At 68.5% G+C, this 16917-nt stretch carries 17 protein-coding genes; 10 read left to right on the forward strand and 7 right to left on the reverse strand.

From position 1 onward, the window contains the following. From WJ16_RS19135 to WJ16_RS19170, 8 genes are all read left to right on the forward strand, one after another. On the forward strand, positions 1-1269 hold the full coding sequence (locus tag WJ16_RS19135) for a citrate/2-methylcitrate synthase (protein ID WP_069258617.1): 1269 nt from the start codon (positions 1-3) through the stop codon (positions 1267-1269). A 35-nt stretch (positions 1270-1304) separates the two neighbouring features. Beyond that, positions 1305-1967, forward strand: a complete 663-nt coding sequence (locus WJ16_RS19140; protein ID WP_069258618.1) for a class I SAM-dependent methyltransferase — start codon at positions 1305-1307, stop codon at positions 1965-1967. Between the two features lie 3 nt (positions 1968-1970). After that, a complete protein-coding gene (locus WJ16_RS19145; RefSeq protein ID WP_069258619.1) occupies positions 1971-3044 on the forward strand; it encodes a TauD/TfdA family dioxygenase in 1074 nt (357 codons plus the stop codon). A 13-nt stretch (positions 3045-3057) separates the two neighbouring features. Continuing rightward, positions 3058-4071, forward strand: a complete 1014-nt coding sequence (locus WJ16_RS19150; RefSeq protein WP_069258620.1) for an ATP-binding cassette domain-containing protein — start codon at positions 3058-3060, stop codon at positions 4069-4071. After that, complete coding sequence (locus WJ16_RS19155; protein ID WP_069258621.1) at positions 4064-5143, forward strand: ABC transporter permease; 1080 nt, start codon at positions 4064-4066, stop codon at positions 5141-5143. Before WJ16_RS19150 ends, WJ16_RS19155 begins: the two co-directional genes overlap by 8 nt. A gap of 61 nt (positions 5144-5204) precedes the next feature. Beyond that, positions 5205-5747: a permease gene (locus WJ16_RS19160; RefSeq protein ID WP_069258622.1), complete on the forward strand. Its 543-nt coding sequence runs from the start codon at positions 5205-5207 to the stop codon at positions 5745-5747. A gap of 2 nt (positions 5748-5749) precedes the next feature. Continuing rightward, positions 5750-7186, forward strand: a complete 1437-nt coding sequence (locus WJ16_RS19165) for an FAD-binding oxidoreductase (RefSeq protein WP_069258623.1) — start codon at positions 5750-5752, stop codon at positions 7184-7186. Positions 7187-7218: 32 nt separating this feature from the next. After that, the gene (locus WJ16_RS19170; RefSeq protein ID WP_069258624.1) at positions 7219-7461 is read left to right on the forward strand and encodes a hypothetical protein; all 243 of its coding nucleotides are present in this window, start codon (positions 7219-7221) and stop codon (positions 7459-7461) included. 109 nt (positions 7462-7570) lie between these two features. On the opposite strand, the gene WJ16_RS19175 is transcribed toward WJ16_RS19170, so the two are convergent. From WJ16_RS19175 to WJ16_RS19185, 3 genes are read right to left on the reverse strand one after another with little or no spacing between them, the layout of a single operon-like run. Next, positions 7571-8923, reverse strand: coding sequence for a TRAP transporter large permease (locus WJ16_RS19175; RefSeq protein ID WP_069258625.1), 1353 nt, complete (start codon positions 8921-8923; stop codon positions 7571-7573). Positions 8924-8927: 4 nt separating this feature from the next. Further along, complete coding sequence (locus tag WJ16_RS19180) at positions 8928-9497, reverse strand: TRAP transporter small permease (protein ID WP_069258626.1); 570 nt, start codon at positions 9495-9497, stop codon at positions 8928-8930. Next, entirely contained in the window at positions 9494-10480 is a 987-nt protein-coding gene (locus WJ16_RS19185) for a TRAP transporter substrate-binding protein (protein WP_069258627.1), read from the reverse strand. Before WJ16_RS19185 ends, WJ16_RS19180 begins: the two co-directional genes overlap by 4 nt. Before the next feature lie 593 nt (positions 10481-11073). Here WJ16_RS19185 and WJ16_RS19190 point away from each other — a divergent pair. Beyond that, positions 11074-13239: a glycoside hydrolase family 28 protein gene (locus WJ16_RS19190; RefSeq protein WP_069258813.1), complete on the forward strand. Its 2166-nt coding sequence runs from the start codon at positions 11074-11076 to the stop codon at positions 13237-13239. Positions 13240-13309: 70 nt separating this feature from the next. Here WJ16_RS19190 and WJ16_RS19195 read toward each other — a convergent pair whose 3' ends face one another. The 4 genes from WJ16_RS19195 to WJ16_RS19205 all read right to left on the reverse strand — a co-directional run bounded on the left by WJ16_RS19195 (position 13310) and on the right by WJ16_RS19205 (position 16312). Beyond that, positions 13310-14395, reverse strand: a complete 1086-nt coding sequence (locus WJ16_RS19195) for a helix-turn-helix transcriptional regulator (protein WP_236858251.1) — start codon at positions 14393-14395, stop codon at positions 13310-13312. Between the two features lie 156 nt (positions 14396-14551). Further along, a complete protein-coding gene (locus tag WJ16_RS35840) occupies positions 14552-14689 on the reverse strand; it encodes a hypothetical protein (protein ID WP_167375387.1) in 138 nt (45 codons plus the stop codon). Between the two features lie 106 nt (positions 14690-14795). After that, positions 14796-15047 (reverse strand): hypothetical protein, encoded by a 252-nt coding sequence (locus tag WJ16_RS35845; RefSeq protein WP_069258629.1) that lies wholly within the window; start codon positions 15045-15047, stop codon positions 14796-14798. A gap of 776 nt (positions 15048-15823) precedes the next feature. Beyond that, positions 15824-16312, reverse strand: coding sequence for a RidA family protein (locus WJ16_RS19205; protein ID WP_069258630.1), 489 nt, complete (start codon positions 16310-16312; stop codon positions 15824-15826). Positions 16313-16594: 282 nt separating this feature from the next. Here WJ16_RS19205 and WJ16_RS19210 point away from each other — a divergent pair, with 282 nt between their 5' ends. Then, positions 16595-16894, forward strand: coding sequence for an H-NS histone family protein (locus WJ16_RS19210; RefSeq protein WP_069258631.1), 300 nt, complete (start codon positions 16595-16597; stop codon positions 16892-16894). Positions 16895-16917: the final 23 nt, after the last annotated feature.

The following is a 16917-nucleotide window of genomic DNA, read 5'->3' on the forward strand; positions in this document are numbered from 1 at the left end:
ATGGACACGACACTCGATTCCGGCAACGCCGTCACGCCCGCGCCGAACGCCCCGTCCGCGTCGTCCGGCGACGCACCGCGCAACCTGCTCGGCCGCCCCGCCACCCGCCACCGCGGCACCGACATCGACGGCGCGACGCTCGAACCCGAAGCGCTGCGCGTGCGCGATCTCGACCTGAACGCGCTGATCGGCGCGACGACGTTCGAAGGCGCACTCGCGCATCTGTGGTTCGACGTCGCGCCGGGCAGCGCCGCGCATCGCACGCACGAAGCGGCGATCGGCGCGCGGCTCGCGACGTTCGCCGATGCGCTGGCGCCCGGCTCGGCCGCGCAGTCCTTCGCAGCAGATCTCGGCGCGGCCGGCGTCGCGCCGGTGTTCGCGGCCGCGTCCGGCCTGCTGCGCGGCTTCGACGACGTGACCGCGCGTGAGTGCGGCGATGCCGCGCCGGACGACGCCGATCTCGACACGATGCTGCTGTGCGCGGCCGCCGCGCCGTTCCTGCTGCATGCGGCGATCGAAGGCCGCCCGTTCGCCGCGCGCGACGATGCGGCCGGCGCGTCGCTCGACGGCGCCGCGACGCAAGCCCGTCGCATGCTCGTGCTGACCGGCGCGACGCGCACCGACGCACCGGCGCAGGCGGCGATGGACATGCTGCTCGTCGCGTGGCACGCCGGCTTCGGCTACATCACGCCGACCGTGCTCGCGCCGCGCGTCGCGATCGGCACCGGCGTGACGCTCATGCAGGCGATCGCGTCCGGTTTCCTCGCGAGCGGACCGTCGCACGTCGGCGCGGCGCTCGAAGCGATGCAGTGGCTCGCCGCGCTCGTGCGCGCGATCCCCGGCGGCACCGATGCACCGGCCGCCGCGCTCGACGCGGCCGGGCGCGCGGCGATCGATGCGACGCTCGACGCGAAACGCACGCTGTACGGCTTCGGCCATCCGCTGTTCGTCGCCGACCCGCGGCCGCCGCACATGCGCGGCCGGTTCGCCGCATGCGGCTTCGACGGCGCGTACGTGACGCTGTTCGACGCGTGCTGCGCGCAGGCCGACGCGCGCCGCGCGTTGCGGCCGAACATCGATTTCCTGACCGCCGCGACGCTGCTCGAACTCGGTGTCGCCGCGCCGTCGTGGGGTGTCGGCGTCGGACTCGGCGCGCGCATCGCGGCGATGGCCGCGCATGCGGTCGAGCGCCGGCGCCGCCCGGCTTTCGGCGTCAACAGCGCGACCGCGCGACGGCTGCTGGCCGCCGTGCCGGTCGGCTGGTTGTGAACCCTTCTCCCTCCGCACTCAGCCAAAGGAACGTCATGCTGCTCAAGAACCTGCGCCCGGCGAACGACTACGATCGCTTCGCCACCGAAACGCTCGAACCGTGGGACCTGCTGTTCATCAGCCGCATCCGCCAGCTCGCGCGCGCGATGACGCCCGGCACGATCGCCGACATCGGCACGGCCACCGGCGTCGTGCCGGTGCGGCTCGCGACCGATCCGGCGATGCGCGGCTGGCGCTACGTCGGCATCGATCTCGATCCGGCGATGCTCGACGAAGGCCGCCCGCGCATCCACGACCTCGGTCTCGACGACACGATCGAGATGCGCGTGGGCGACGCGCTCGCGCTGCCGTTCGACGACGGCACGCTGACGATGGCCGTCGGCCGCGCGACGCTGCACCATCTGCCCGACAAGGCGCTGAGCCTCACCGAGATGTATCGCGTACTGGAGCCGGGCGGCATCGCGCTCGTGCACGACATGCGCCGCGACGCGCCGCAGCACCTGCTCGACCGCTTCACCGAGATGCGCGCCGCCGCCGACTATCCGCCGACCCACGTCGAGGAGAAGATCACGCTTGACGAAGCGCACGCGCTCGTCGCCGAAGCCGGTCTCGCCGACGTCGCGTCGATCTACAGCCCGAGCGCGGGGCTCGGTGCGCTCGGCTTCGAGATCCTGCTGAAGAAACCGGCGCTGGCCTGAGCGATGACCGACCTCGCCTTCCTCGCCGCGCATGCCGCCGCACGGCTCGGCGCCGACGACGTGCACTGCGCGGCGGTCGCGCCCGGCGCGACGCTGCCGTTGTGCGTGACGCCGCGCAGCGCCGAACTCGCGACGTCGCCGGAGATGTTCGTCGCGTGGTACCGCTCGCGGCTCGACACGATCGACACGCTGCTCGACGCGTGCGGCGCGCTGCTGTGGCGCGGCTTCGCGGTGCCCGACACCGCCGCGTTCGGCCGCCTCGGCGCGCTGTATCCGGCGCACGCGAACGGCTATACGGCAGGTGCGGCGCCGCGCAGGCAGATCGACGGCCAGGTGTACGAGTCGACCCGCATGCCGCCGCCGTTCAAGATCGGGCTGCACCAGGAGATGGCCTACATGCCCGCGTTCCCGCGCCTCGTCGCGTTCTACTGCCGGCAGCCGGCCGACGCGGGCGGCGAGACGCCGATCTGCGACATGCGGCGCGTGACCGCGCGCGTGCCGGCCGCGCTGCGCGAACGGTTCGCCGAGCGCGGCGTGATGTACCTGCGCAATTTCGCGGCGCCCGGCGATCGCGCGGACGGCCTCGCCGCGAACCCGAACCTGCCGTTCGCCGAATACCACCGACCGTGGGACGACGCGTTCGGCACGCGCGAGCGCGACGAGGTCGAGCGGCTGTGCGCGGAGCGCGGCGTCGGCTGCCGCTGGCTCGACGACGGCAGCGTGACCGTGTCGCACGTGGGCAGCGCGCTGCGCGTGCATCCGCGCACCGGCGAAACCGTATGGTTCAACCAGGCGAGCGCGCAGCACCCGAACCCGCGCTCGATGGGCGAACTGAGCTTCCGCTACCTGCAGCGCATGTACGGCGCGCGCGCCGCATTCCCGTACGAGATCCGCTACGGCGACGGCTCGCCGATGCCGTTCGACGATCTCGCCCCGATCTACGACGCGTTCGACGACGAGGAGCTGGCGTTCCCGTGGCAGGCCGGCGACGTGCTCGTCGTCGACAACATGCTGGTCGCGCACGGCCGCAACCCGTACCGGGGCGCGCGCGACACGCAGGTCATGCTGTTCGACTGACAGGAAGCCGACGATGAGCGATTCGTTCCTCGCCTCCGTGCGCGCGCTGTTCGGCCCGCACACCGCATTCGACCGGCCGCTGCGCACGGCCGCGCCGCCGCTGCCCGATGCGCACGCGCCGGGCGCGGCGCTGGGTGCCCGCGCGATCGACGTCGCGGCCGGCGATTTCCGCTTTTCCGCACGCCACGTGCGGTTCCGGCTCGGCGCCGTCACCGCGATCGTCGGGCCGAACGGCTCCGGCAAGACCACGCTGCTCGAAACGCTGCTCGGCTTCCGGCGCGGCGGCACCGACGTGCGCGTGCTCGACGAGCCGGCCGCGCGCTTCATGCGCGATACGCGCTCGCTGCGGCGCCTCGGCGCGCAGTTGCAGAAGGTCGAGTATCCCGATCATCTGCGCGTGTCGGAAATCGTCGCGCTGCACCGCGCGATGTACGTGCACGCGGATGCCGCGGTCACCGATGCGCTCGGCATTGCCGAGCTGCTCGACAAGCCGTGCCGCGCGCTGTCGAAGGGGCAGCGCCAGCGCGTGGATCTCTACGTCGCGCTCGCGCACCGGCCCGAACTGGCCGTGCTCGACGAGCCGTTCACCGGCCTCGACCGCCGCTATGCGGGCGTCGTGATCGACCTGCTGCGCCACCGCGCGCGCGGCACGAGCATCGCGATGATCTGCCATGCGGAGGAAGAGCTGGCCGTCGTCGACGATCTGGTGTGGGTGCGCGACGGCGGCGTGCGCTACCAGGGCGACCGGGACGCGCTGCGCGCCGAACTCGTCGGCGACGCGCGCGCGGTCCTGCATTGCCGCGACGAAGCCGACGCGCGCGCGCTACGCAAGCGGCTCGCGGCGCTGCCGGGCGTGACCGGCGTGCGCGTGTCGCCCACGCACGTCGTCGAGGTGTTCGGCGACGCGACGCTGCATCCGAACGTGCACCGCATCGTCGGCGAACGGGGCATCCAGCATCTCGCGCTCGCGCCGAGCACGCCGGGCGACCTGCTGCGCATCTGTACCGAGGGCCCCATTCATGACTAAGGTGTTCCTGATCCTCGTGCGCAACGAGCTGCTCGGCTATCTGCGCAGCCGCTCGTCGCTGTTCTGGACGCTCGTGTTCCCGGTGTTCCTGCTGAGCGTGATGCTGTTCGCGTTCGGCGGGTCGGGGTCGCTCGGCACCGCGGACGTCGCGTTCGACGTGCCCGGCGGCGCCACGCCGTACAGCCGCGCATGCGAAGCGCAGATCGTCGCGAGCCTCACGCACAGCGACACGGTGAAAGCGACCTTCGACGGCCGCGGCGCGGCCGCCGATCGCGTGACCGTCGTGCTCGGCGCCGACGAGCGCACGCCCGCGACGATCCGTTACGACTTCAACGGCTCGCTGGCCGTGAAGGCCGCGTCGCGCGTCGTCGAGATCGCACTCGCGCGCTGCGCCGCGCAGCGGCTCGGGCTGCCCGCCGCGCAGGCGCGCTTCGAGAACGCGGCGCCCGCGCGCCGCCCGTTCGACTATGGCGCGTTCTTCGCGACCGGCATTCTCGTGATGGCGTTCATGGCGATCGGCCTCAACTCGACTACCACCGCGATCGCGTCGCTGCGCGAGCGCAATACGTTCAAGCTGTACGTGTGCTTCCCGGTCTCGCGCGGCGTGTTCCTCGCCGCGCTGATCGTCGCGCGGATGGCGATGATGGCGCTGTCGGCGCTCGTGCTGCTGACCGTCGCGCGCGTCGCGTTCGGCATCGCGCTGCCGATCGCGACGCCCGACGGGCTGCGCGCGCTGCCGATCGTGCTGCTCGGCGCGGCGATGGTGCTCAGCATCGGCGTGCTGCTCGCGAGCCGCACGAAATCGCTCGCCGCCGCCGAACTCGCGTGCAACGTCACCTACTACCCGCTGCTGTTCTTCAGCGACCTGACGATCCCGATGCACGACGCGCCGGCCTGGCTGAAGGCCGTCCTCGCGTTCCTGCCGACCAACCAGTTCGCGGTCGCGCTGCGCGGCGCGCTGGTCGACGGCGCCCCGTACGCGCAGCTCGCGCCGCAACTGCTCGGCATGACCGCGAGCACCGCGCTGTTCCTGTTCGCCGCCGCGCGGCTGTTCCGCTGGCACGACGCGTGACGCGCCGGCCGCCGCTTCGATGTTTCGACGTTTCGATGTTTCGACGAAGGAGAAATCCCCGATGAAGTCCAGCAATCCCATAACCGACTACCTGCTGCACGCGAGCAACTTCCTGCCGGCGATCGTGTTCCTGTTCTACGGCCGCCTCGGCCCCGAACAGCCGGACGTGCGCTGGACGCATGCGTTCCTGATCGGCGGTGTGCTCGCGCTCGTGCACGGCGCATGGCTGGTCCGCCGCGCGGATCGCAACAGCATCGCGATCGGCGTCGACCTGTTCCTCGTGATCGGCGCGGTGCTCGCGCTGGTATCGCCCGCCGGTAGCCGTTTGTGGGGCGAGGAACTCGGGCCGGCCGCGATGCTCGTCTGCGTGCTGGTCGTCGGCATCGTGCATACCGCGTGGTCGGCAGGCGGCTTCGTCGACGGCACGTTCGTCGATCACGCGCGCGCGCGGTCGCTGTCGATCGTGCTGCTCGCCGTCACCGTCGTCGCGCTCGCGGTGTCGATCGCGATGCGCCACAGCCCGCTGTGGGGCGGCGTCGTGCCGCTGATCGCGCTGGTCGTCGTGCGCGGCCGGCTGCGCAAGCAGCTCGTGCAGGCCCACTGACGATGAGCGCCCAGCCCGAGCGCGCCGCGCAACGGCACGCGCTCGCCGCGACGCTCGGCGACGGCTGGCTCGACGGTGCTTCGGGCCAATCGGACGAATCGTGCGAGTCCTGCGCGCCGTACGTGGCCGACGTCGCGCATCACGGCGGCATCGCGCTCGGCATTGCGCGGCCGGCGTCGACCGCCGAGACGAGCGCGCTCGCGCGGGTCGCCGTCGCGCATCGCATCGCGCTCGTCGCGCAGGGCGCGCGCACCGGGCTCGTCGGCGCCGCCGTGCCCGACCGCAGCGGCACGCAATGCGTGGTGTCGTTCGACCGGATGCGCGCGGTGCGTGCGTTCGACGCGGCCAATCGCAGCATCACGGTCGACGCCGGCGCACGGCTGTCCGACATCAACCGCGTGGCGGCCGAAGCCGGTCTCTGCCTGCCGATCGACCTCGGCAGCGATCCGGCGGCCGGCGGCCTCGTCGGCGCGAACGCGGGCGGCAGCCGCCTGATCAAGTACGGCGACGTGCGCCGCAACGTGCTTGGCGTCGAAGTCGTGCTCGCCGACGCGGCCGGCACCGTGATCGACGCGCTCGCGCCGCTGCGCAAGCGCAACGCAGGCTTCGACGTCACGCAATGCTTCATCGGCGCGAACGGCGCGAACGGGCTCGTGACGGCCGTGTCGTTCGCGCTCGCGCCGCTCGAACGCTCGTCGTGCGCCGCGTTCGTCGCGTTTGTGTCGTACGACGCGGCGCTCGCCGGCCTGCTCGCGTTCGAGCGCGCGTTCGGCGAGATGCTGTCGGCGTTCGAGTTCATGTCGGCCGCGGCCGTCGGCTGCGTCGCGGCCGCGTATCCGGCGGTGCGCGTTCCGTTCGACGCCGATGCCGGCGCGTGCCATGCGCTCGTCGAAATCGCGACCGGCCTGCCGGGGCTCGATGCGCTGCTCGAAGAACGCATGATCGCGACGCTCGACGCGCTGGCCGGCGAACGCGTGGTGCTCGACGCGGCCTGCGCGCCGGCCGAACGGTTCTGGCGCATCCGCGACGCGCTGCCGGCCGCGGTCGCGCAGGACGGCACGCCGCTGTCGTTCGACGTGTCGTTTGCGCGCGGCGCGCTCGCCGCGTTCGTCGCCGACGCCGAGCAGTGGATCGCGTCCGCGCATCCGTCGCTGCGCTGCTACGCGTTCGGGCATTTCGGCGACGGCGGTTGCCATCTCGTCGTGTCGATCCCGCACGCCAGCGCACCACGCTACGGGCCGCTGCAGCAGGTGGCGCTGCGCGGCGCGCTGTACGAGCGCGTCGTGCGCGCCGGCGGCTGCTTCAGCGCGGAGCACGGCGTCGGGCCGGTCAACGTCGCGTACTACCGCAAGCACGTGCCGGCCGCCCAGCGGCAGGTCGCCGCCGCCGTCCAGCACGCCGTCGATCCGCTCGGGCTGATCGGGCGTGTCCGCTATTGACGCGCCGCTGCACGGCGCCCTGGAGAACTCGCATGATGCTTCGACACCCGCCCGGCCCGGGTACGGCCGACGAACCGGAGAACGACCCGCCGTTCGCCGGCATTCCGGCCACGCTGCCCGACTCGGGCGTCGTGATCAACGTGGGCGGTGTGGCATACGTGATCCGGCTGCCGCCGCGCGATCACGCGCGCCCGGCGCTGTGGCGCGAACTGGCCGATTGGCGCGACGACCGGTCGGCCGGCGGCAACGGCGAGCCCGATACGCGGCAGGATTGAGCGCTCAGGTACGTTGCCGTGAATCGAACCCGCCCCGCGAAAACGACCGCGGCGCCTGACAACCTCGGTCGTCAGGCGCCGCGTCGGGCGAGCCGCGCGTTTCGGCGAATCAGAACACCGCGTGCCCGCTGATCAGGCTCGGCAGCCACGTCGAGAAGAACGGCATATACGTGACGATGTTGATCGCGCTGAAGATCGCGAGGTAGTACGGCCACGCCATCTTCGTGGTCTCGCCGATCGACACGTTGCCGATCGCGCAGCCGACGAACTGCACCGAGCCGATCGGCGGATGCACGAGGCCGAGCGAGCAGTTCAGCAGCAGCATGATCCCGAACTGCACCGGCCCGACGCCGCACGCCATCGCGATCGGCAGGAACAGCGGCGTCGTGATCAGGATGTGCGCGGCCATGTCGACGAACGTGCCGAGGAACACCTGGATGATGTTGATGTACAGCAGCATCAGCCACGGCGCGGCGGTCGACTGCTTCAGCAGCCCTTCGATCGCATCCGGAATCTCCAGGTACGACATCTGGAAGCGCAGCATGTTGGACACCGCGATCAGCAGCAGCACGACGCCCGTCGTACGCGCCGCGTGCGACAGCGCACGGCGCAGCTTCTGGGCCGTCAGCGTGCGGTAGACCACTGCTGTCAGCACGAGCGAGTACACGACGGCGATCGCGGCGGCTTCGGTCGCGGTCGCAATCCCCTTCGCGACGCACACGAGGATGATCGCGATCACCATCAGGCCGGGCACCGCGCCGACGAAGCTGCGCAGCACCGCATACCAGCCCGGGAACGCGGGCAGCGCGGACGAGCCGTCTTCACGGCGCGGATAGCCGTGACGCACGGCCTGCCAGTACGCGGCGGCGAGCACGAAGCCCATCACCCACAACACCGGCAGCAGCCCCGAGAACAGCAGGTCGCCGATCGACACGCCGCTCACCGGCTGCCCATGCAGCATCCCGGTGATGCCCTGCGCGGCGAACGCGTAGATGATCATGTTGGTCGACGTCGGCATCAGCGCGCCGGCGAGCGACGCATGCGTCGTCACGTTGACCGCGTACGCGGCGCTGTAGCCTTCGCGCTTCATCAGCGGAATCACCACGCCGCCCATCGCCGACGTATCGGCGGTCGGCGAGCCCGACACGCCGCCGAACAGCGTGCAGGCGACGACGTTCGCCATCCCGAGGCCGCCGCGGAAATGGCCGACGGTCGCCTGCGCGAAGCGCAGGATCCGGTCCGCGATGCCGCCGTGCAGCATCAGTTCGCCGGAGAAGATGAAGAACGGCACCGCGAGGAACGAGAACGCATTCATCCCCGAGATCATCGCCTGCATCGCGGTGGCGATCGGCAGGCCTTCGACCATGTAGGTGAGCACGCAGGCAATCCCGAGCGCGAACGACACGGGTACCCCGAGCACGAGGAAAATCAGAAAACTGACGGACAGGATCGCGAGTTCCATGGCGTTATTGCCCCGGCGAAGAACGACGAAGCGCGAGCAGGTGCTCGAGCGAGAAAAGAATGATGGCGATCGCCGCCGGTATCGCGATCAGGTAGCGCACGCCTTCGGGCAGCCCGATGATCGGAATGCGGTCGCCCATCGTCTCGGCGGCCATGCTGCCGCAGCCCGCCATGATCATGATCGCGAACGCGATCAGGCACAGGTGCTGGATCGCGATCACCACGGTGCGCGCCTTCGGCGACAGCCGGCGCACGAGCGAATCGAGGCCGATATGGCCGCCGTCGCGCACCTTCATCGCGGCACCGAACATCGCGATCACGATCACCAGCAGCAGCGCGATCGGCTCGACGAAATCCGGCGCGTTCTCGAACACGTAGCGCATCACGACCGCGTAGAACACCAGCACCGTCAGCACCGCGAGGCACGCCGACGCGATCACGGCCAGCACGCGAAACAGCACGTCGTTCACGCAGCGCAGCAGCGGCGCCGCATGCGGCCGGTGCGGCGCGGCGCCGTCCGGGGCGGCAGCCGCCCCCGCGGCGGCCGCGCTGTTCAGGGAAGTGCGACGCGTCACTTGGTGGCCTCGATCTCGTCGACGATCTGCTTCATCTGCGGCGTCTTTTCATATTTCGTCCACAGCGGCTGCATCGCCTTCACGAACGCCGCGCGGTCGATCTGCGCGGCCGGCAGGATCTTCGCGCCGCCCTTCGTCACCATCTGCTGCGCGGACGCCTCGCGCGCGGTCCACAGCTTCTGGTAGTACGGTACCGAATCGGCCGCCGCCTTCCGGATGGCCGCCTGCTCCTGCGGCGACAGCGTGTCCCAGACCTTCTTCGAGAACACCAGCACTTCCGGCGTCATCGCGTGCTGCGTCTCCGAGTAATCGGGCGCCACTTCGTAGTGCTTAGTTTCCTCGTACGACGGCATGTTGTTCTCCGCCGCATCGACGAGGCCCGTCTTCAGGCCCGTGTACACCTCGGCGAACGGCATCGGCGTCGGCGTGCCGCCCATCGCCTTGATCTCGTCGACCATCAGGTCCGACGGCTGCACGCGCACCTTCAGCCCCTTCATGTCGGCCGGCGAGCGCACCGGGCGCTTCGCGTAGATCGAGCGCGCGCCGCTCTCGTAGAACGTCAGCGCGATCATCCCCTTCGCGGTGAACGCATCGAGGATCTTCTGGCCGGCCGGACCGTACATCGCCTTGCGGAAATGGTCGACGTCGCGGAACAGGAACGGGAACGACGGGATCAGCGATTCGGGCACGATCTCGTTGAACGACGCGCCGTTCACGCGCGCCATGTCGATCGCGCCGATCCGCACCTGGTCGACCGTGTCCTTCTCGGAGCCGAGCGCGCTGTTGCCGAACACCTTGATCGAATCCTTGCCGCCCGTCTGCTTCGACAGTTCGTCGCCCATGAACTTCACGGCCATGTTGGTCGGAAAATTGTCGCCATGCACGTCCGCCGAACGGAACACGCGCGCCTGCGCGGACATCGCGAAACCGGCCATCAGTGCGACGGCCAGGGCGGTACGGGAGCCGGTGAATCGGTGCTTCATGGTGAGTCTCCTTGATGGTCGATCGTTGTTGTGCGGCGATCCGTCGGCCCGCGTGGGCGTCGTCGATACGCGTTCCCGAACCGCTGAGTCATACGTCGTATGACGTGTTGAGCGAATGTACGTCGGTTAATCGTTTAACTCACTTGGTGCATACCCCTATAACCGCCTCCATAACGGGTCTGTGGCGTGGATCGGGGAATCCCGTTCTCTGTTTACGCGACTTTCAGCGAAACGTTTTCCGGAAACGGGTCTGGATTCGAATCGGGCACTTTCGTGGCGGTTTACCGACACATGAATGGCTGCTTTCGCTTCGTTCAGCCTTTGTTATAGGATGACTGACCTCAGCGCAGCCCTGCCGCCGTGATGCCACGAGCACACGCCGGCCGCGCATCGTGCGCGACGCGATTCGCGCCTGCGGCGCCCCACCCCGCCCCGACCACCCGCGACGGCGGCCGTGCCCGCTCCGTTCCACGCCAGCCTTGCCGGCGGCCCGCCCCGGCCGCGCGCTCGCCCCGCGCGACGGCCCGTGCCGTCCGACTGCCCGATACCCCAACCGGCATCGCGTTCGACCGATGCCTTATCAGGAGATCTCCGTGACGACGTTTCCCTTTTCCCGGCCGAACCGGCGCCCGCGCGCGCTCGGCCTGCTCGCCGCGCTGCTCGCGACGGCCGCGGCACTCACCGCGTGCGGCGGTGACGATTCGAGCAGCACCGGCAGCGCCGGCGGCGGCGCGCCCACCGCGCCGCCCGCGACCAACGTGTTCCAGGTCGGGACCACCACCGTCGACGCGAGCCTGCCGGCCGAACCCGCGCTGCCCGCCGACACGGAGGTGTGCAGCACGCTCGAGGCCGCCAATACGCTCGTGAGCCGCCCCGACGGCTCGCTGCCGCCGGAGGCCGACCCGTCGACGGCCGGCGTCGGCAAGGCCGTGTCGGCCGCGACGGCCAACCCCGACCAGGCACGCATCCAGGCCGCGCTCGACGCGTGCGGCGCGGCGGTGGATGCCGAGGTCGGCGCGACGATCGCGGCGGCGGACGCCGCGGCCACCGCCGCGCAGAAGGCGGCGGCCGTGCCGAACGCGAACGTCGCCGGCGCGTCCGGCGAGGAGCTGGCCAAGCCGAAGTACCGCGCGAGCAAGTTCGCGGTGCGCCTCGTCGTCAACCATGGGGGCCCGGGCAACGGCTTCATCAGCGGGCCGCTGACGCTGCCGTCCGGCGTCACGCTGTGGATCGACAAGGGCGTCACGCTGTATGCGTCGCGCGACGTGAAGGCGTATTCGCCGAACGTCGCGGGCCCGTACTGCGGCAATACGGCCGTCAGCGCGACGAAGGCCGGCAGCTCGTCGAACTGCGCCGCACTGATCACCGGCACGAACCTCGTGAACGCGGCGGTGGTCGGCGACGGCCGCATCGACGGGCGCGGCTACGCGGAGCTCGTCACGTCCGATGCGAAATACCCGCTGATGAAGGTCGACCTGACCTGCTCGAACACGTACGCGGCCTACAAGGCCGGCACGGTGGCGCCCGACGGCACCGCATGCGACGACGGCGGCACCGTCGTCGATTCGAAATCGACGGTGCGCAACATGACGTGGTGGGATCTCGCGTATCTCGGCAACATGGTGCAGAACGGCACGACCGGCTTCGGCTCGCAGTCGAATTTCCGGCTGATGGTGTTCAACTACGCGAAGAACCTCACGCTGTACCGCATCACGCTGAACAACAGCCCGAATTTCCACGTGGTGCCGAGCGGCGTCGACGGGCTGACGATCTGGAACGTGAAGGTGCAGACGCCGACGCTCGCCGCATTCGCGAACCCGGCCGGCAACGGCAATCCGCTGTACAACGGGCAGACCTTCAACGCGGACAACGTGAAGAACACCGATGCGTTCGACCCGGGCTCCGCGTCGAAGCCGATTGCGGCGGCGCTGTCGACCGGCAGCGCGACGACGTCCGCCGCCGCGATCTCGTTCGACGGCTACCTGAAGAACTTCGTGTTCGCGTACAACTACGTGAGCACCGGCGACGACGACATCGCGCTGAAGGGCAGCAACAATCCGGCGCCCGCCGGTTCGGGGCTGTTCGGCATCGACGGCAATCGCGACGTGCGCAGCGATCGCAAATGGGGGATCGCGATCGCACACAACCACATCTACTGGGGGCACGGCATCTCGATCGGCAGCGAGACCAACGGCGGCGTGACGAACGTTCAGGTGTACGACAATTCGTTCCAGGATTCGGAGGAAGGGCTGCGCATCAAGTCCGACTATGCGCGCGGCGGCGAAGTGAGCAACATCCGCTATTCGAACATCTGCATCCGCGACGCGAAGAACGCGCTGCTGTTCACGCCGTACTACAGCACGAAGGCCGTGCCCGCGAGCGGGCCGCTGTACCCGAACTTCCACGACATCTCGCTCGCGAACGTCGTGATCCAAGGCTCGGCCGGCGTGAAGCTGCAGGGGTTCGAAGCGAACACCGGCGGCTACGGCGAGCCGGCCTTCCCGCTCGTGATGTCGCTGAGCGACGTGGTGGCCGACACGCCCGACGGCATCGCGACGATCGCGTCCGACGCGAACCTCACGCTGCACAACGTGAACCTGCCGGTGTTCCCGTCGACGGCGAACCGGGTCGTCGTCAACGGCACGGCGGTCCGGACGATCGATCCGGCCAGCGTACTCGACTGCAGCAAGGCGTTCGTCGACTTCCCCGGCATCGACCAGTCGAACCCGTTCGGTTCGACGTGGGCGCCGGCGCTGTAACGCGCGGCCGAGGCGCGCGGGCTTCCCGCACCGACGCGGGAAACCCGCCGCGCCTGTGCGGGCGGCGCGTTCACGTTTGCAGGACCAGCGACGTCAATTGCGCCGCGCGCGCCACCGCCGTCTTCGCGTAGATCGATTTGATCTGCGAGCGGATCGTGCCGATCGACACGCCGCGCAGCGCGGCGCATTCCTGCGGCGACAGACCGTCGCAGCACAGCAGCACGGCGAGCTCGGCCTCGGCCGACGACAGCCCGTAGAACACGCGCAGCCGCTGTGCGCGGGCCGACGGCGAATGCAGGTCGGCGGCCGTCATCAGCATCTCGACGCCCGGCCGCTCACGTTTGACGCGCGACTGCTCGGGCACCGGCGTCAATGCCAGCGGCAACGGCTCGCCCGTCGTACGCCGCAACAACAGGCCGCCGCGCGCGTACGCGTGCCGCCATTGCGCATCGTCGACGCAGCCTTCCGGCGAGAATCGCCCGTTCACGACCCGCACCGCCGGCTCGGCCGCCATTAGTCGCTCGGCCGCGCGATTCGTGTAGCGCACCTCGCGCTGCGCACCGAGCAGAAACACCGGCACGGAAATCGCATCGAGCGCCGATTCGGCAGCCGCCACGCGCGCTTCGAGCGCGCCGATCCGCGCCTGGATCTGCAGCGCACGGTTGATGTGCATGCCCATGCCTTCGATCGCGCGACGCTGATCGTCGGAAAGCCGGTGCGATTCGAGGCCGCTCTGGACGCTGAGGAACGCGCCGGCGCCCTCGCTGCGATGGATGTACAGGCCGGCGATGCTGCCGATCCCGAACGGTTGGAGGAATTCCTGATAGAACGCGCTGTGCGCGCGCTGGTGCGCGGACAGGTGCCTGACGTCCTCGAACCAGCGCCCCGCCGGCCAGTTGCCGGCGACCGGCACGACCGGGTCGCATCGATAGAACTCGGTGTTGTAGGCGTGGCGACATGCGGCGACCCACGCCGCGTCGTCGGCCGCCGCCTGCTCGATCGCCGGCACCCTCGCCGTGTCGTCGAACGACAGCAGCGTGACCATGCGCACGCCGACGCACGATCGCAGCCCGGCGAGCACCGTTTCCCATCGCTGATCGCCGAGCGCCGCCGCGTAGACGTCATCGATCCATGCCGACGGAATCAACCCGTTCATTTGCATCTGGCCACCCCGCGCCGTGCGTTTTTGTCGAACGACTTCAGCGCATCTTAGTCAATCGGCGCCCGCGTTTGAATCACTCGTTCTCGTTTGGTCGAAATACCACGTTTGTTACGGTTATCGTCAGACGGAATGTGGGTTTTTGGCTTCTTTTCAGGTTTCTTTTCCGGGTTCTTTGCAGACGTTTTTCGGCTTCGCCACGTAATCGAATCCGGCGCGCCAGGTCGCGCTTTTCATCCGCACCGGGTATGCGATGCGGCGGCGCATGGCGAACAATCCGACCAGCACCACGCTGTCGATCGACGAAATCCGCGCGGCCCTGCTCGATGAGATGGCGACCGGCCGGCCGGTCGGCGGCGCGATCGCGCGCGTGCCCGCGCCGGTTCCGACGATGCGCTTACTTCATCGTCGCGAACCGCGATTCCATCGCGTCGATCTTCACGAGCATCGCTTCGCCGAGCTTTCTGACGTGGCGCGGCACGTCGGGCGCCGACAGCACTTCTTCGATTCGCCCGCGCCAGTAGCGCGGGTGCCGCACACGCCCCGCGCCCGACATCGACACATCGTCAGCGTTCGTCTCGCTGTCCAGGAGAGCCACCATTCTCTGAATGTGAGAAAGCTCTCGTTCCACGTAGTCTCGTGCCAGCATATTGATTGAAATTCCCCGAAATACGACAGCAGGCCTTCCGTCATCAACGCGCCATCATGCTGCGATGCAAACGATTCGCCGCACACGCTGGTCGCCATCGTACGAAAAAGCCGTGTCAGTCAACCGCATGGGCATTGGCTGATTTCGACCTGGAATGGCGGGCCGGTTCGTTTGGTCTGACGACTCCGGCCCCGATGCCCTGTGGCCAATCGTAGGCTGACTGTCGGGTAACGGCATCTCCCAAAGTGGGGATACCGGGCGATATCGGCGAAACGGGGTTTCCCGGCGTTGCGGGCGGCCGGGGATCGGTGCGGCAGGCATTCGGCTACCGACGATGCGCGATCGCACCGACTCGTTGAACGGCGCGTAGGCGGCGCTCTGCTGTCGTGCAGTCAGAACGCGAAGAATTGCCGCGCGCGCAGGCGTAGCGCGTTGCCACATGCGGGGTAATTGCGGGTGTGGGTTTGACGCACCTGTTTGCTTTGAATGCACGGACCGCGACAACGTTCGCGTCCAGTTCGATGGGCAGCGCACGGGATCGTGTGCGGACGGATTGCACGACTACGCGGCCTGCTTGCATCTGCCGGTGACGCGCATTCGTATCGCGGCTATCGGAAACGCCGCCTGAAGGATTCGAATTGCCTCTCCGGAGAGCAATGTTTTCGAATGCCTTCGGCAGCAGTCTTTTAATTGCTTTCGGCATTGCAAGCAAATGACGCATCGCCGACAAGATCGTTTCGTGAACCTACACACCTGCGAGATGCGGCCCGCGGAAATCAGCCGCCGGCATCGCCCCGCTTCAGCCCGAAAATGAAATCCGCCTCCACCGACGCGCCTTTGGGCAATTGCAGGACGCCGACCGACGTGCGCGTATGAACGCCGGCGTCGCCCAGCACGGCATACAGCACGTCGGATGCGCCATCGGCAACTTCACTTTGCATCGTGAAACCGGGTGCGCTTCGCACGTACACGGTGATGCGCGGCACCGACGCGATCGCGTCGAGCGTGCCGCGGTGCTTTCTGATCAGCGACAGCGCACGCAGCGCCGATACGCCCGCCGCGCGGCGAGCGTCATCGAGCGAAACGGATTCCCCCGCTACGCCGATGAAATGCACCACGTCGCCGATCCGCGGAATCTGGCCGGCCACGTAGGCCGTGTTCCCGTCGACCAGAACCGGCGTGTACTTTCCGCCGATCCTGATTTCCTCGTCCGGATTGAAGCCGAATTCGGCCGCGATCTGTACCAGCTTATCGTCTCTGTTCATGGGTGAATTCCCCGATACTTCAGAAAAATGTAAAGGATAATTAAGTCACGGCTGACTGTCTGCAGAAAAAAAGACATGCCGTGTACGGTCAAAGCGACCGGCCGTCGCCGTTAAGCTTTCCCGGGTAATCCTCCATGTTTTCTCAACCGCGATACACTTTTCAGGCAATGGAAGCAGTCCTGCATAGCCAGATTGACGAAGAAATTCGTAGTCTGAGTGAATTTCCTCAAAACTTTCCGTTGAAACCGCTATCATATGTGTACTCAACCTGAAGAGTGATATATGGCAACTTACAAGGAACTGAAAGCCCAAATGGAAGCTTTGGCCGAGAAAGCCGAAGCTGCCCGTGCCGCGGAATTCCAGGCGATCATCGAAGACATCCGCACCAAGGTTGCGGAATACGGCATCACCGAAAAGGACATTTTCGGCACGCGTCGTGGTCGCCCGGCGAGGCAAGCGGCCGCTCCCGTGCAGGCCAAGTATCGCGATCCGAAGACCGGGGCGACCTGGTCGGGCCGCGGTCGCGCGCCCGCATGGATCAAGGACGCAAAGAATCGCAATCGCTTTCTGATTCAGGAATAAGATTCTCGACGCGTACCGGCGTG

Origin of the sequence: Burkholderia metallica (genome assembly GCF_001718555.1) — a bacterium.
Lineage (GTDB): Bacteria > Pseudomonadota > Gammaproteobacteria > Burkholderiales > Burkholderiaceae > Burkholderia > Burkholderia metallica.

Excerpts from the sequence above, each read along its gene's own strand:
- WJ16_RS19155 (WP_069258621.1), top strand. The coding sequence starts at position 4,064 with ATGACTAAGGTGTTCCTGATCCTCGTGCGCAACGAGCTGCTCGGCTAT.
- WJ16_RS19145 (WP_069258619.1), top strand. The coding sequence starts at position 1,971 with ATGACCGACCTCGCCTTCCTCGCCGCGCATGCCGCCGCACGGCTCGGC.
- WJ16_RS19170 (WP_069258624.1), top strand. The coding sequence starts at position 7,219 with ATGATGCTTCGACACCCGCCCGGCCCGGGTACGGCCGACGAACCGGAG.
- WJ16_RS19175 (WP_069258625.1), bottom strand. The coding sequence starts at position 8,923 with ATGGAACTCGCGATCCTGTCCGTCAGTTTTCTGATTTTCCTCGTGCTC.
- WJ16_RS19165 (WP_069258623.1), top strand. The coding sequence starts at position 5,750 with ATGAGCGCCCAGCCCGAGCGCGCCGCGCAACGGCACGCGCTCGCCGCG.
- WJ16_RS19135 (WP_069258617.1), top strand. The coding sequence starts at position 1 with ATGGACACGACACTCGATTCCGGCAACGCCGTCACGCCCGCGCCGAAC.
- WJ16_RS19185 (WP_069258627.1), bottom strand. The coding sequence starts at position 10,480 with ATGAAGCACCGATTCACCGGCTCCCGTACCGCCCTGGCCGTCGCACTG.
- WJ16_RS19210 (WP_069258631.1), top strand. The coding sequence starts at position 16,595 with ATGGCAACTTACAAGGAACTGAAAGCCCAAATGGAAGCTTTGGCCGAG.
- WJ16_RS19160 (WP_069258622.1), top strand. The coding sequence starts at position 5,205 with ATGAAGTCCAGCAATCCCATAACCGACTACCTGCTGCACGCGAGCAAC.
- WJ16_RS35845 (WP_069258629.1), bottom strand. The coding sequence starts at position 15,047 with ATGCTGGCACGAGACTACGTGGAACGAGAGCTTTCTCACATTCAGAGA.
- WJ16_RS19140 (WP_069258618.1), top strand. The coding sequence starts at position 1,305 with ATGCTGCTCAAGAACCTGCGCCCGGCGAACGACTACGATCGCTTCGCC.
- WJ16_RS19195 (WP_236858251.1), bottom strand. The coding sequence starts at position 14,395 with ATGAACGGGTTGATTCCGTCGGCATGGATCGATGACGTCTACGCGGCG.
- WJ16_RS19150 (WP_069258620.1), top strand. The coding sequence starts at position 3,058 with ATGAGCGATTCGTTCCTCGCCTCCGTGCGCGCGCTGTTCGGCCCGCAC.
- WJ16_RS19205 (WP_069258630.1), bottom strand. The coding sequence starts at position 16,312 with ATGAACAGAGACGATAAGCTGGTACAGATCGCGGCCGAATTCGGCTTC.